The sequence below is a fragment of the Sphingomonas sp. genome, from assembly GCF_003248515.1.
Classification (GTDB): domain Bacteria; phylum Pseudomonadota; class Alphaproteobacteria; order Sphingomonadales; family Sphingomonadaceae; genus Sphingomonas_I.
Genome location: NZ_QFOB01000027.1, coordinates 1 through 13,917, shown reverse-complemented (window position 1 = coordinate 13,917; position 13,917 = coordinate 1). Strand labels below are relative to the sequence as shown.

The following is a 13,917-nucleotide window of genomic DNA, read 5'->3' as shown; positions in this document are numbered from 1 at the left end:
GCTGACGCCTGAACTCCTGCCGATGATCATGACGGTGTCGCTGGCGCGTGGCGCCCAGCGTATGGCGAGCGCGAAGGTCGTGGTGAAGCGGCTTTCCGCGATCCATGATCTTGGCGAAATGGACGTGCTGTGCACCGACAAGACTGGCACGCTCACCGAGGCGCGGATCACGCTGGTGGGACATCCGGGCATCGACGGCGAGGATGACGATCGCGTCGCCGAACTGGCCGCGGTCAACGCCCTGTTCGAGACCGGCCTCAAGAGCCCGCTCGATGAAGCCCTGCTGACGCATATGACCGGGCGTCCGCTGGACGACTGGTTCAAGCTCGACGAGCGCCCGTTCGATTTCGAGCGGCGGCGTGTCTCGGTTCTGGCCGAGCGCGGTGGCGAGCGGATGGAGATCGTCAAGGGCGCGCCGGAAACCATGCTTGCCCTTTGCGGGCAGGCGCAGGGTCGGTCGGGCAACCGTGTTGCAATCGACGCCGCAATGCGCGCGCGCCTATCCGCGCTTCATGACGAGCGCGCGGCACAGGGCCTGCGGCTGCTTGGGGTCGCCTGGAAGCCCGCACCGGACCAGCAAAGCATCGGTGAGACAGACGAGGATGGCCTCATCTTTGCGGGATATTGTGTGTTCGTCGACCCACCCAAGGCGAGCGCGGCGGACGCGGTTGCCCGGCTCGAGGCTGCGGGTATCCGCATCAAGGTCATTTCCGGCGATGCGGGTCCCGTGGTCCAGCATCTCGTGGCCAGCCTGGCGCTTCCCGTCGAGGGGCTGCTGACCGGCGAGGAGATCGGCAGGCTCGACGATGCGGCGTTGGCGGCGCGCGTCGACGATGTCGACCTGTTCGCGCGGGTGACGCCGGACCAGAAGGTCCGGGTCGTCCGCGCGCTTCGCGCACGAGGGCATACGGTCGGCTTCATGGGTGACGGTATCAACGACGCTCCCGCCATTCACGCCGCCGATGTCGGCCTCTCCGTGGACGGCGCTACCGACGTCGCGCGCGAGGCGGCGGACATGATCCTCCTGGCGCCCGATCTCGTCGTTCTGGCGGACGGCGTGATCGAGGGCCGCCGGACCTATGCCAACATCATGAAATATATCCGGATGGGGACGAGCTCCAACTTCGGCAACATGCTGACCATGGCGCTGGCCTCGCTGGTCCTGCCCTTCCTGCCGCTGACTGCGGTCCAGGTCCTGCTCAACAATCTTCTTTATGACCTCTCGCAGATCGGCATCCCGTTCGACAGCGCGGATGCCGATGATCTCGCACGGCCTCGCGGGTGGGACATGGCGGGACTGGTGCGCTTCACGGCGATCATGGGGCCGCTTTCCTCGCTGTTCGACATCGCGACCTTCGCCTTGCTGCTCAACGTCTTCCACGTCGATGTCGCGACGTTCCGTTCGGCCTGGTTCATCGAATCAATGGCGACCCAGATCCTGGTCGTCTTCGTCATCCGGACGGTTAGGCCGGCATGGACTGGCAGGGCGAACCCAGCGCTGGCAATCACCGCCGCGGGCGGACTGCTGGCAGCGCTCGCGCTGCCCTTCCTTCCCTTCGCCCGCGTATTGGGCTTCGCTCCGCCCAGTGGAATGGTGGTTGGTGCGGTTGCACTTCTGGTCGTCATTTATCTCGCCTTTGCCGAGGCGGTGAAGCGACCTGTTCTGCGTCGCGGCGTGAGCCTGGAAACCTCCCGCCCTGAACGGTTCGCCTCCAGGTGATATCGTGTCCAAAGTCGGCCCATCGATGGGCGTATGCGATTTATCTCACAGGCGCTTTGCTGCCGTCGTTCTGCACCTCGCCGAGCCTCAACTGCTTGAGAGACGAATTCTAACGAGCCAAGCTCAGCTGGCTAATTCCTGCGTCCCCTTCCGGCGCGGCGGCCATGCCAACATTGCGAACGGTTGATCCGCAGTGCTGCTCTTGCCGAACGCTGCTCTCTCCGAGCAAACACAAAGGCAAGACTCGCGTGATCGACAGGATTGGAAAGCCAAATATGGGGCGCAACATTTGGAAACGTCGTCCGCATTAAAGTTGCAGCGAAGAGCACTACGAAATCGCCCATATCCGTTGCGCGAGCCAGTTCGACTGATTCCGAAACGAGCCTTTGTTTGAAAGTCCCCTTGACCTTCAAGTGATGTTCAATGTCACTGCAAACTGCCAATTCGCACTTCGTTCGACATGCGCCACTACCAGGGAGGCTCGATGACCACACATATCCTCCACGTCGTCAGCAATGTGGCACATTATGATGATCCGTCACATCCGACTGGGCTGTGGCTATCGGAGTTGACCCATGCCTGGGACGTATTCGCCGAGAAAGGCTGTGATCAGCGTATCGTCAGCCCCGCCGGAGGTCGATCGCCGCTCGAGCCCCGCGCCCTGAAATGGCCGCTTCTCGATGGCTCTGCCAGAGCGTGGCTCAACGATCCCGCCAAAATGTCTCTTCTTGAAGCGACTGCTCGGCCCGATGAGATCGATTCTGCTCAGTTTGACGCGATCTATTTCACCGGTGGCCACGCGGTGATGTGGGATTTTCCCGACAGCGCCGGCTTGCAGACGATCACGCGCGCCATCTGGGAGCAGGGCGGCATCGTCTCCGCCGTCTGCCACGGCTATTGCGGACTTCTCAACACTCGCCTTTCGACCGGCGGGCTGCTGGTCACCGGCCGTAAGGTCACCGGCTTTTCCTGGAGTGAAGAGATGCTCGCGGGCGTGGCGAAGTTCATGCCCTACAACGCCGAGGCCGAGATGAAAAAACGTGGCGCGCGTTACGAAAAAGCGCTGTTGCCGTTCGTATCCAACGTCGTCGTCGATGGTCGTCTGGTAACGGGACAGAACCCCTTCTCCGCGAAGGCGACCGCGAAGAAGGTCGTAGAATTGCTCTAGCCGGCGGCCGCAATATCTTCGTCGTCGAACAGTCGCGACAGGACGCGCCGCGCGTTGGCGGCGCAGTCGATGTCGTCCGGCCGCGCCTCGATTTCCTCGATCAGACCTTCAAGCCGAGCCTTGGTGCGGGTCAGCCGCTCCTGCAGCCGACCGATTTCTACGACCTTGGTGCGCAGCGTGTCCATCAACGCGCCATGATCCCATTTTTCCAGATCGCTGGGCATCAGCGTGCGGATCTCGTCGAGGCTGAACCCCGCGCCCTGCGCCGTCGCGATCACCTCCAGCACGACCAGCGCATCCTTCGGATAGACACGATAGCCGTTGGAGCGGCGGTCGACCGCTTTGAGCAGACCGATCTTCTCGTAGAATCGAATGCGCGACTGCGAGAGGCCGCTGCGGGCCGCCAGTTCGCCGATCTTCATGTGAGGCTCCAAATTTGTGCTTGACCTTAAACTTAACTCAAAGGTTATGGACGTGCCAAGCAAATTCTGGAGTCTCGGCAATGTCCCTCTTTTCAACCCTGAAGCTGCCGAACGGCGCAACCATCCCCAACCGCATCGCCAAGGCGGCGATGGAGGAGAATATGGCAGATGCCGACCATGCGCCGTCCGACGCGCTGATCCGTCTTTATCGTGCCTGGGGTGAAGGCGGCGCCGGTCTCATCATCACCGGCAATGTGATGATCGATGCCCGCGCCATGACCGGCCCTGCCGGGGTCGTGCTGGAGGACGACCGGTATCTCGACCGCTTCCGCACCTGGGCCAAGGCGTCCCGGCAAAGCGGCGCGCAGGTCTGGATGCAGATCAACCATCCGGGACGCCAGATGCCTGCCGGTCTGGCGCAGCAGACGCTCGCCCCTTCCGCGATCGCACTGGACCTCGGCAAGCAATCGGGCATGTTTCCCATGCCGCGCGCGATGACCGCCGACGACATCGCCGACGTCGTGCATCGTTTCGCTGCGACATCGGCGCTGGCCGAGCGCGCCGGCTTCACCGGCGTCGAGATCCACGCCGCGCACGGCTATCTGCTGAGCCAGTTTCTTTCGCCGCTCGCCAATCACCGCACCGATCAATGGGGTGGAAGCCTGGAGAACCGGGCACGGCTGCTGCTCGATATCGTCCGCGCGGTGCGGGCGACGGTTTCGCCGGGCTTTGCGGTGGCGGTGAAGCTGAACTCGGCCGACTTCCAGCGGGGCGGCTTCTCGCCGGAGGATGCGCGTTCCGTGGTCCAGATGCTCGCGCCGCTCGGCGTCGATCTCGTCGAGCTGTCGGGCGGCAGCTACGAGGCGCCGGCGATGATGGGCAGTTCGCGTGACGAACGCACGCTTGCCCGCGAAGCCTATTTCCTCGAGTTCGCGCGCGAGATCGCGGAGGTCGCAGCGATGCCGCTGATGGTGACCGGCGGCATCCGTCGGCGCGCGGTGGCGCAGGCGGTGATCGACAGCGGCGTCGCGATGGCGGGCATTGCCACCGCCATTGCCATCCGTCCCGACCTGCCGAACCGATGGCGGCAGGGTGGCGACGACGCTCCCGCGCTCAAGCCGATCACATGGAAGAACAAGCCGCTCGCCTCCTCGGCGCATATGTCGGCGGTGCGCTACCAGCTCGCCCGGCTGAGCCATGGTCGTCGCACCAATGCAAAGGTGTCCCCGCTTTGGGCGCTCATCACCGCGCAGGTCGAGGCGAAGCGCCAGGCGAAGCAATATCGTCGGTGGATAGCAGACCGCGCGGCTTGACCCTCAACCATGGTTCAACCTTACGATGAAGAGATGGCAATGACCGACGAATCCATCGAAGTCGAATTTGCGGATCACAAGGTGCTGGTTCCAAAGGGCGGCTATTATGACCGGTTCCGCTCGAACCCGGATCTGGACGAGGTCGCGCGCGATCCAGCCGCGGGCAATATCGACTGGTTCCGGCGTATCCCGAAACAGAAGGTGCAGTCACGCATCGGTCCCGTCTGGGCGCCCAACTTCTACTATCGCAGCAGCAGCGTGCAGCTGCTCCTGGCGGCGCCGATCGATCGCCTGCGCGCGACGCTGCCGATGCCCCTCCAGCCGTTGCGGGCATGGCCGGGGCACGGCCTCGTCGCGCTGACCTTCTTCTCCTATGCGGTCTGCGACAATGATCCCTATGACGAGGTGTCGGTCGCGGTCGTCGTGCCGTCGCCCGGATCGCGCCTCCCGCATGCCGCAGAGCTGGTCCGGCAGGTGCGGCGGCGCGCCTTTCATGCCCATGTCCTGGCTCTGCCCGTCACGACCGAGATCGCGCGGGTGCGCGGGGTCCATGGCTATCAGCTTCCCAAATGGCTGACGGGGATCAGGGTGGATCTCGATGGTGCTGTCCGTGCCGAAATCCTGGCGACCGATGGATCGCCGGACCTGACGCTTACGGCCCCGCTGCCAGGCTTTACCGACGTTCCCACGCAGTCGCGCCTGGGCAGCAACACCATGGTGCATCAGGTCGACGGGCGCTGGCACACCACCACGGTCCAGACCAACGCCCTGTCCTACGCTCAAGCAAGCTTCCCGCGCGATGTCACACTGACACGGCATGGTGGACCGATGACCGACCTGCTCAATGGCCTGGGCGCATCCAGGTTGCTCCGGTTCGACGTCGTGCGCGATGCGCAGCTTGTCCTCAACATGCCGGTGCCGTTCAATACATCCGGTTTTGCGCAGTGATGATGCGTCGAAGCACCGGTCAATACGTTGGTGGGGGACACCACTTCAGAGCAGGAGATGTGACATGCCGTTTGTAACGACTGATGATGGGGCCGAGATCTTCTACAAGGATTGGGGTCCGAAGGACGCCCAGACGATCCATTTCCACCATGGCTGGCCGCTCAGCGCCGACGACTGGGATGCGCAGATGCTGTTCTTCCTGGGCGAGGGCTTCCGCGTGGTGGCGCATGACCGCCGCGGGCACGGCCGTTCGACGCAGGTCAGCGACGGACATGACATGGACCATTATGCCGCCGACGCGTCGGCGGTGGTCGAGGCACTCGACCTCCAGAACGTGGTCCATGTCGGACATTCTACCGGAGGCGGCCAGGTCGCCCGCTATGTCGCGCAGCACGGGCAGCCTCAGGGTCGCGTCGCCAGGGCGGTGCTGATCGCCTCGGTGCCGCCGCTGATGGTCGAGACGGACGCCAACCCGGACGGCGTGCCGATCGAGACATTCGACGATTTCCGCAAGCAGCTCGCCGCCGACCGTGCCCAATTCTATCTCGATGTGCCGTCCGGTCCGTTCTACGGGTTCAACCGGCTGCTGACCAGGTCGTCGGAAGCGGCGATCCGCAACTGGTGGCGTCAGGGCATGATGGGCAGCGCCAAGGCGCACTATGAAGGCATCAAGGCCTTCTCCGAAACTGACCAGACTGGCGACCTGCAGGCGATCACCGTGCGGACGCTGATCCTGCAGGGCGATGACGATCAGGTCGTCCCTTACAAGAATGCAGCGCTCAAGCAGCATGAACTGATCACGGGCAGCATTCTCAAGGTGTATCCTGGAGCGCCGCATGGCATGCACACCACGCATGCCGAAGAGGTCAACGCCGACATTCTCGCGTTCATCCGTGGCTGATTTCGAACCTGGGCATCGCGCGAGCGACGCTGGCGCGGGCTGCGGGGCTTCCGATGGAAGTCCCGCGGCGCTCGCGTCAGCGCATGACGCGCCCGGTCCCGACATGGCGGCGCTGCTCGAACGGCAGCGCCAGGCCTTCCTCCGCGACGGGGCGCCGAGCCTGCGCGAACGCAAGGCGAAACTCGCTCGGCTGCGGGGGGCCGTGCTTGCGTATCGCGAGGATATCGGGACTGCCATCAGCGCGGATTTCGGTCACCGTTCGCGGCACGAGACCGACATCATGGAGGTGATGGGCGTTATCCAGTCGATCGACTATCTCGCCCGCAACCTCAAGCGCTTCATGAAGCGCGATCGGCGGCATGTGGCTTTGCCCTATCGTATGGGCCGCGCCTATGTCGAATATCAGCCCAAGGGCGTGATCGGCGTCATGGCGCCCTGGAACTATCCCTTTTCGCTCACGCTCATCCCGCTTGCGACCGCCCTCGCGGCGGGAAACCGGGTGATGCTGAAGCCCTCCGAGCTGACCCCGCGCACCAGCGAGGTCATCCGGGACATGCTGGCGACCGTCTGCCAGCCCGATGAGGTCGCGGTGGTCCTGGGCGGTCCGGAGACCGGGGCCGCGTTCAGCGGTTTGTCATTCGATCACCTCTTCTTCACCGGAAGCACCGGGGTCGGCCGCAAGGTGATGAAGGCGGCCAGCGACAATCTGGTGCCGGTGACTCTCGAACTGGGTGGCAAGAGTCCGGTGATCGTCGCGCGTGGGAGCGTCGATGAAGGCAGCGTCGCAAGCATCGCCTTCGGCAAGCTGTCGAACGCCGGCCAGACCTGTGTCGCGCCCGACTATGCCCTTGTCCATGAGGACGATCTCGAGCGCTTCGTCAGTCTCTATGATGCGGCGGTTGCGCGTGCCTATCCCGAGGGACCGACGGGCAAGGATTACAGTTCCATCGTCAGTGATCGCCACCATGATCGCCTGACCGGCCTCGTCGATGCAGCGAGAACGGATGGCGCACGCGTCATCGAGGTGGGACATAAGCCTGACACCACATCGCAGCGCTGCCGGACGATCGCGCCGACCCTCATTGTCGGTGCCGGAGACGAAAGCGCCGTCATGCGGGAAGAGATATTCGGCCCCCTCTTGCCGGTGCGGACCTATCGGTCGATCGACGAAGTGATCGACTATGTGAACGGCCGCGCCCGCCCCTTGGCGCTCTACATCTTCGGGCCGGACGACGTGGATCGCGCAAAGCTTCTGGCCAGCACCACGTCGGGCAATGTCGGCATCAACAATACGCTGCTCCATGTGGCTCAGGATGACCTTCCATTCGGTGGGATCGGCCAGAGCGGCATGGGCGCCTATCACGGGATCGAGGGGTTCCGGTCGATGAGCCACGCCAAGGGCGTCTTCGTCCAGGGACGGTGGAACCTGCCCAAGCTCTTGAGGCCGCCATTCGGAAAATTCGCTGATGGAACCTTGTTTTCGTTACTCGGTCGTCCCGCCGCAGAGCGATAGGAATGAAGGGCCGCGAAAGGCATTGGCTCAAGGCGCAGGTTTCGTCTCTCTGAAGAGCGTCGATGCATTTGGGTGGTTATGCCCTGCTGACAAGAGTGCTGCGGTGGCGAAACCAGATAGTCGAGCGCGAGCGAAACAGTTGGCAACGCCAAAGCGTGTGGCAGTTCCGCGCGTTTCAACGTCGCGCTGCATCCTGTGCGAGCATTCGCCCGGACGAAACGGGAGTAACGCGCTGGATCGAGCCGAATAGATGCGAACTACGGGGATCGTCTCGTCCGCATCATCCTTGCGATCCGCCACGCTGTCATCCAGCCTCGGGATCGAGAGTCGGATAGTCGGTGTAACCCTCTGGCCCGGTGCCGTAGAAAGTCGACGGATCGGGCGCATTGAATGTTTGCGTGTCGGCGGCAAAGCGAGCGACTACGTCGGGGTTGGCGAGGAACAGCGTTCCGTACGCGACCGCATCGACGTCCCCTGACGCCACCGCCGCCCTGCCCTTCGCCGCGTCGAACCCGGTGTTAGCGATGAATAGCACCGACGTCATTGCCCGGAAAGTCTTGGCGACATTCGGGATTGCTACCCCCTTTTCCAGATCTTTCTGGTTCGGCTCCAGCATTGTCAGGTACCCGACCTGGCGCCTGTCGAGTTCTCGTACAGCATGGCCGAAGACGGCAAATGGATCGCTGTCGCCCATGCCGTAGAGCGAGATCGACGGCCCAAGGCGGATAGCAACGCGCTCCATTGACCAAGCGTCGGCCATCGCGTCGATCGTTTCCAGGATCAGCCTTACGCGGTTCTCGACCGGACCGCCCCATTCGTCGCTCCGATTGTTGCTCACGTCCTGCAAAAACTGGTCATGCAGATAGCCGTTGGCGGCGTGCAGTTCGACCCCGTCGAACCCCGCCTCGCGTGCGTTGCTCGTCGCTTGGGCGAAATCTGCGATGATTGCCAGTATCTCTTCGTTCGTCAGCTCGTGCGGGACCGGAAAATCGGCCTCATGATCGGCAAATTTGAACTTGCCTTCGGCGGGTAGCGGCGAAGGGGCGACCGGCATGTCGCCGTCACGCATGTCGGGATGCGCGACGCGGCCGCAATGCCACAGCTGGCAATAGATTCGGCCACCGGCGGCGTGGACCGCATCGGTAACGGTCTGCCAGCCTTCTATCTGATCTTGTCGCCAGATCCCAGGACCGTTGATGACGCCCTTGCCCTGCTCAGATACCGCGGTGCAGTCGGTAACGATCAGTCCTGCGGCCGCGCGTTGTGCGAAATACTTCGCCATCAGCGGCGTCGGCACATTGTCCGGCGTCGCGCGTGTGCGTGTCATCGCGGACATCCAGATGCGGTTTGCGAGAGAGAGACCTCGAAGGTCCATCGGGCTGAACAGGTCTGTCATACGGGGTCCTTTGAGTTCATGTGGCGGTCGCCATCCACGAAGAGGATCTGTCTCGTGATGAAATGGGAATCAGTTTAGGCACCAAAAAACCACCGAGGTGACGAGGTCGGCGGTTTTCTCCCTGCGCGATCGTACGCGTCTCAACTGCACCAGCGGGACACCTCTGGGGAACGTCTTGGCGGGATTTTGCGTGATGGTGACGCGGCGGGCGAGGAAACCATGTAGGCGTCCACTACCGATCCCATCCCTGCACCGGTGAGGGCGACCGTTCTGCCGGTCTTCATGTCTCAGGCACCTTTCGCTGCTTCAACTCTTCAAAGAATGCGCGTAGATTTCTCGGCTCGCGGCCCAGGATAGCGAGCAATGTCAGCGCATTGCCCTTAAGACCGGCGTGGTCGTAGTGGGCAAACATCGGTCGCATCGGATCGGCGTCGCGCCCGAGCGCGGCAGGATCTGTGCGGCTGACAGAAATGTCTTGACCAAGGACCTCACCGATCAGGGCGGCGACATCATAGCGGTTTAGCCAGCCCTCGGCGCAAAGCTCGAAAGTGCCATAAAGCAACCGGTCCTCGGTAAGCGCGATCGCAGCAACATCGGCGACGTCGCGATAGTCCACCCGACTAAAACGCGTTTCGCAGGCCCAAGGTTCAGCAAGCACACCTGTTTCGATGACCTCGTCCCAGCCGCGCTGGAAGTTCTGGAAGTAGAGCGCCGGGTGCAGGATCGTATATTCAAGGTCGCTGTTCAGGATCGCTTCCTCGACAGGCGCCTTCGCGGCATGATTGACCAAGCTGCCGATGACCGGATGGATCACGGATGAGAACACAATCCGGCGCACGCCGGACTCAATGGTCGCCTCAACAAACCGAGACCCGATCTCTGCCTCACGGGGAATGAACGCCGGCGCGATATAAAATACCGCATCCACCGCCCTTAAAGCGTCGGCGATGGTGCGTGGCTGGGTCAGATCCCCGACTGCGACCTCCACGGCGCCGGCACGCCTTACTGCATTCTCGTCAGTCTCATGTCGAATGAGCGCACGGACGGATACGCCACGCTGTGCAAGCGCGGGAACCACATGACCCGCGAATTTGCCGGTGGCGCCCACGACGAGGACGTGGCGTGGGTGAAGGTAATTGTTGCTGTTCACGGGTCATATAACGCGGGCAATCCTAATTGGAACGATCCATTTGATGGACACATTGTACACAGCTTGGCACAATCCAGCACATGATCGACCTCAACGACTTGCGGGTTTTCAGCTGCGTCGCACAGCTCAACAGCTTTTCGGAAGCAGCTCGCTCGCTTGACCTGCCGCGTTCCAGCGTGAGCCGATGCGTGGCTCGTCTGGAGGAAGCGCTACACATTCGCCTGCTTCAGCGGACAACGAGGGAAGTCAGACTCACGTCAGAAGGCAAGGCCCTGCTCGACCGTTGCTCCGGTCTGCTCGTCGGTCTCGATGAAGCGCTCACCTTTACTGCCAGTCTGGCTGAAAGGCCGCATGGACGTCTTACGATTAGTGCCGGTATCGGTTTCGGCATCAATGTGCTGGGCAAGCAGCTACCTAGTTTCCTCGAACGCTATCCCGATGTCCACATCCTGCTCGACCTTTCCAGCCGTGAGGCTGAATTGGTTGCTGATGGAGTCGACGTTGCCATTCGCATGGGGCCACTCAGTGATTCAGCCTTTGTCGCGACGCGACTCGGATCCATGACGCGCTATCTATGCGCGTCGGTGGACTATCTGGAACGCCGTGGAATCCCAACGATGCCAGATGCACTGCTTGACCACGATCTCATTGACATGCCGACGCCAGGCGGCCACGCAAGACCGTGGGTGCTCACCCGGGACAAGGAGGTCGTGCGCCTCGACACGCGGCCGCGGGTGCTGGTGAATGATGCGCTAACGGTCAACCGCCTGGTCTGCGAGCATGGCGGAATAGGCGTCATCTCAGCCTATTTGTGTGGACCCGACATCATGGCTGGCAAACTGACGCGACTACTGCCGGATTGGACGGTTCCTTCTGTCGACGTCAGCATGGTCTTTCCGACCCGACGCGAATTGTCGCCTGCCGTAAGGGCCTTTGTCGACTTTATGCGCGAAGCAAATATTGGCAACGAGGGATGGAAAGCCGATCCGCTTGCGCCATGAGGAGCTGGCTCCGCCGTGCGTAACGCCTCTTCAACTGCGTGATCAGGCCGAAGGTCGGTGCTTGTTCGGCCGCAAAACTTGACGGAATGCAGATGAGCGCAGCCGCCGGGCAATCCGCCTAAGTACGGCAACCGCATCGTCAGGATCCAGAATCTGAAACTTAAGGGGCTTACCGCAACCGTAGCGTGGTCAGGCTTACCGGTGACACCACGAGATCAAATGCTGGGATGGTCGCACGAAGGGCTTGTCCTCCGCGCGGAGTTCGTGTGCAAACGCGTGTCAGCACCGACGCTTTTGCCACCATACCGGAAAGAACTTTTGGAAACCATTACGATCGCCCTGTTGCTTCTGCTCGCAGTCATCATCAGTGGCATCGTCTCGCGAGCGATACCTCTGCCCCTGCCGCGGCCCTTGTTCCAGATTGCGTTAGGTTCAGTCATCGGCCTCATCGCCGATTGGCGGGTAACGCTCGATCCCGAGATTTTCTTTCTGCTCTTCCTCCCGCCACTATTGTTCCTCGATGGATGGCGAATCCCTCGGGAGGAACTGTTCAAGGACGGCGAGACCGTGATCGAACTGGCGCTCGGCCTCGTTGTGTTCACCGTTGTCGGCATGGGCTTATTCATCCACTGGATGATTCCATCGATGCCCCTCGCCGTCGCGTTCGCGCTGGCCGCCGTGGTGTCGCCAACCGATCCAATCGCCGTGTCCGCGATCGCTGCGCGGGTGCCAATTCCCGATCGCATGATGCATATCCTCGAAGGGGAATCCCTGCTCAACGATGCATCAGGTCTTGTTTGCCTGCGATTTGCGATCGCCGCAGCTCTGACCGGAACTTTCTCAGTTCACGATGCAGCGCTCAACTTCCTGTGGGTGGCCTTTGGTGGGATCACGGTCGGGACAGGTCTCACATGGTCCGTCTCGCGCGCAAAGAGCTGGATCAGCCACAGGCTGGGCGAGGAAGGAGGCGCGCAGATTCTGATCAGTCTCCTCATCCCGTTCGGCGCGTATCTCCTCGCCGAGCATCTGCATTGCTCGGGCATTCTCGCCGCCGTCGCCGCCGGCCTGACGATGGGGTTCGTGGAATCCACCGGCGAGCTTGAAGCCACGACGCGGATCCGCCGCAATACAGTGTGGGACACCATCCAGTTCGCCGCCAATGGCGTCATCTTCGTGTTGCTGGGCGAGCAGCTTCCAGGGATCCTCGCAAGCGCAGCCGATACGGTCCGGCTGACCGGTCATCACCAACCGTGGTGGCTCGCGATCTATGTTTTTGCCATCAACCTGGGCTTGGCCGCCTTGCGCTTCCTCTGGGTGTGGTTGTCCTTCAGGCTCACCTTCTTTCGGTCGGGCAAATCGCGGCAAACTCCCAACTGGCGGATCGTCGCAGCCATGTCGTTCGCCGGGGTACGCGGTGCAATCACTCTCGCGGGCGTCCTGACGCTGCCTCTTACGATGAGCGACGGTAGCATTTTTCCGGCGCGAGACTTGGCGATCTTTCTTGCGATGGGCGTTATCATCGTGTCGTTGATCGCAGCGAGCTTAGGCCTGCCACTCGTGTTGCAGGGTCTAGAAATGCCCACTGAGGACTCGCACGTCGCCGAGATTGATGCGGCGCGGATTGCTGCGGCAGAGGCTGCGATAGCTGCCGTCGAACGGACGCAGCACGACATGGCCGATGGGCGGAGCGATGCTGATCTTTATGTCGCTGTGGCCGCCCGCATCATGGAAAGCTATCGGGCGCGAATCGAAACGAGGCGAGGGTCCACCGCCGACGGCGATCGTGGACGGCAGATGGAGATGATTGAGCGAGATCTACGGTTGGCTGCCGTAAGGGCTGAACGCATGCAACTCTTTCGTCTTGTTCGCCAACGCAAACTTGGCAGCGAGCCCGCCCGCAAACTTATCCGCGAATTGGACTTGATGGAGGCTCGCTACACCGCGTGAGTCTTGAGCATCGCAATGGCCACTCACCGATCCGGTTGCAACTCATACTGGAGAGATTATCAGCAAATTCTATTGTTGGTTGTTAGCATTAGATTCCTTCTAGGAGAGCGGCATATCAGCGTTCGGTTATCTATGACTTCCAGGGCAATCTACTTTGCCGCCTGATTGTGCACGACGCCACCTTTGCCAACAGCTCCTCCTCACACATGCAAGACAGATAGTATCGAGGTAAGCCAATATCTGCGAAATCCTTCGTCCGAATTTCGCCATACTGTCAAGCCAATGCTAGGGCCCGCTCTCTCAAGGTTGGCTGCTTCCCGCCTTCCCGCTTGATACCCTCTGACGTGCTCCCCTGAAACTCCGCCAGTTTGAGCTAGAGTCCGGCTTCGTGAGGAGACGGACGTGAAGAAGACCAGGTTCAGCGAGGAGCAGATCATC

The 13,917-nt window shown here is 61.9% G+C and carries 11 protein-coding genes; 8 read left to right on the top strand and 3 right to left on the bottom strand.

Annotation, left to right across the window (positions count from 1 at the left end):
- Both DI605_RS21305 and DI605_RS21300 read left to right on the top strand, forming a co-directional pair.
- On the top strand, nucleotides 1-1,720 hold a 1,720-nt coding region (locus tag DI605_RS21305; protein WP_293977774.1), incomplete at its 5' end, for an HAD-IC family P-type ATPase.
- Between the two features lie 484 nt (nucleotides 1,721-2,204).
- Nucleotides 2,205-2,888, top strand: coding sequence for a type 1 glutamine amidotransferase domain-containing protein (locus DI605_RS21300; protein WP_293977772.1), 684 nt, complete (start codon nucleotides 2,205-2,207; stop codon nucleotides 2,886-2,888).
- On the opposite strand, the gene DI605_RS21295 is transcribed toward DI605_RS21300, so the two are convergent.
- Entirely contained in the window at nucleotides 2,885-3,310 is a 426-nt protein-coding gene (locus DI605_RS21295) for a MerR family transcriptional regulator (protein ID WP_293977770.1), read from the bottom strand. The genes DI605_RS21300 and DI605_RS21295 overlap by 4 nt on opposite strands.
- A gap of 80 nt (nucleotides 3,311-3,390) precedes the next feature.
- Between DI605_RS21295 and DI605_RS21290 the strand changes: the two genes are divergently transcribed.
- The 4 genes from DI605_RS21290 to DI605_RS21275 all read left to right on the top strand — a co-directional run bounded on the left by DI605_RS21290 (nucleotide 3,391) and on the right by DI605_RS21275 (nucleotide 7,985).
- Nucleotides 3,391-4,623, top strand: coding sequence for an NADH:flavin oxidoreductase/NADH oxidase family protein (locus tag DI605_RS21290; protein ID WP_293977768.1), 1,233 nt, complete (start codon nucleotides 3,391-3,393; stop codon nucleotides 4,621-4,623).
- A 39-nt stretch (nucleotides 4,624-4,662) separates the two neighbouring features.
- Nucleotides 4,663-5,571 (top strand): hypothetical protein, encoded by a 909-nt coding sequence (locus DI605_RS21285; protein ID WP_293977766.1) that lies wholly within the window; start codon nucleotides 4,663-4,665, stop codon nucleotides 5,569-5,571.
- A gap of 64 nt (nucleotides 5,572-5,635) precedes the next feature.
- Nucleotides 5,636-6,472 carry an alpha/beta hydrolase gene (locus DI605_RS21280; RefSeq protein WP_293977764.1) on the top strand — a complete coding sequence of 279 codons (837 nt, stop codon included), beginning with the start codon at nucleotides 5,636-5,638 and terminating at the stop codon, nucleotides 6,470-6,472.
- The gene (locus DI605_RS21275) at nucleotides 6,408-7,985 is read left to right on the top strand and encodes a coniferyl aldehyde dehydrogenase (RefSeq protein ID WP_367120084.1); all 1,578 of its coding nucleotides are present in this window, start codon (nucleotides 6,408-6,410) and stop codon (nucleotides 7,983-7,985) included. Before DI605_RS21280 ends, DI605_RS21275 begins: the two co-directional genes overlap by 65 nt.
- Before the next feature lie 304 nt (nucleotides 7,986-8,289).
- Here DI605_RS21275 and DI605_RS21270 read toward each other — a convergent pair whose 3' ends face one another.
- Complete coding sequence (locus tag DI605_RS21270; protein ID WP_293977760.1) at nucleotides 8,290-9,381, bottom strand: alkene reductase; 1,092 nt, start codon at nucleotides 9,379-9,381, stop codon at nucleotides 8,290-8,292.
- 280 nt (nucleotides 9,382-9,661) lie between these two features.
- Nucleotides 9,662-10,531 (bottom strand): NmrA family NAD(P)-binding protein, encoded by an 870-nt coding sequence (locus tag DI605_RS21265; protein ID WP_293977758.1) that lies wholly within the window; start codon nucleotides 10,529-10,531, stop codon nucleotides 9,662-9,664.
- 80 nt (nucleotides 10,532-10,611) lie between these two features.
- Between DI605_RS21265 and DI605_RS21260 the strand changes: the two genes are divergently transcribed.
- On the top strand, nucleotides 10,612-11,532 hold the full coding sequence (locus DI605_RS21260; RefSeq protein ID WP_293977756.1) for a LysR family transcriptional regulator: 921 nt from the start codon (nucleotides 10,612-10,614) through the stop codon (nucleotides 11,530-11,532).
- Nucleotides 11,533-11,850: 318 nt separating this feature from the next.
- Complete coding sequence (locus DI605_RS21255) at nucleotides 11,851-13,479, top strand: Na+/H+ antiporter (protein WP_293977776.1); 1,629 nt, start codon at nucleotides 11,851-11,853, stop codon at nucleotides 13,477-13,479.
- The last annotated feature ends 438 nt before the right edge of the window (nucleotides 13,480-13,917 follow it).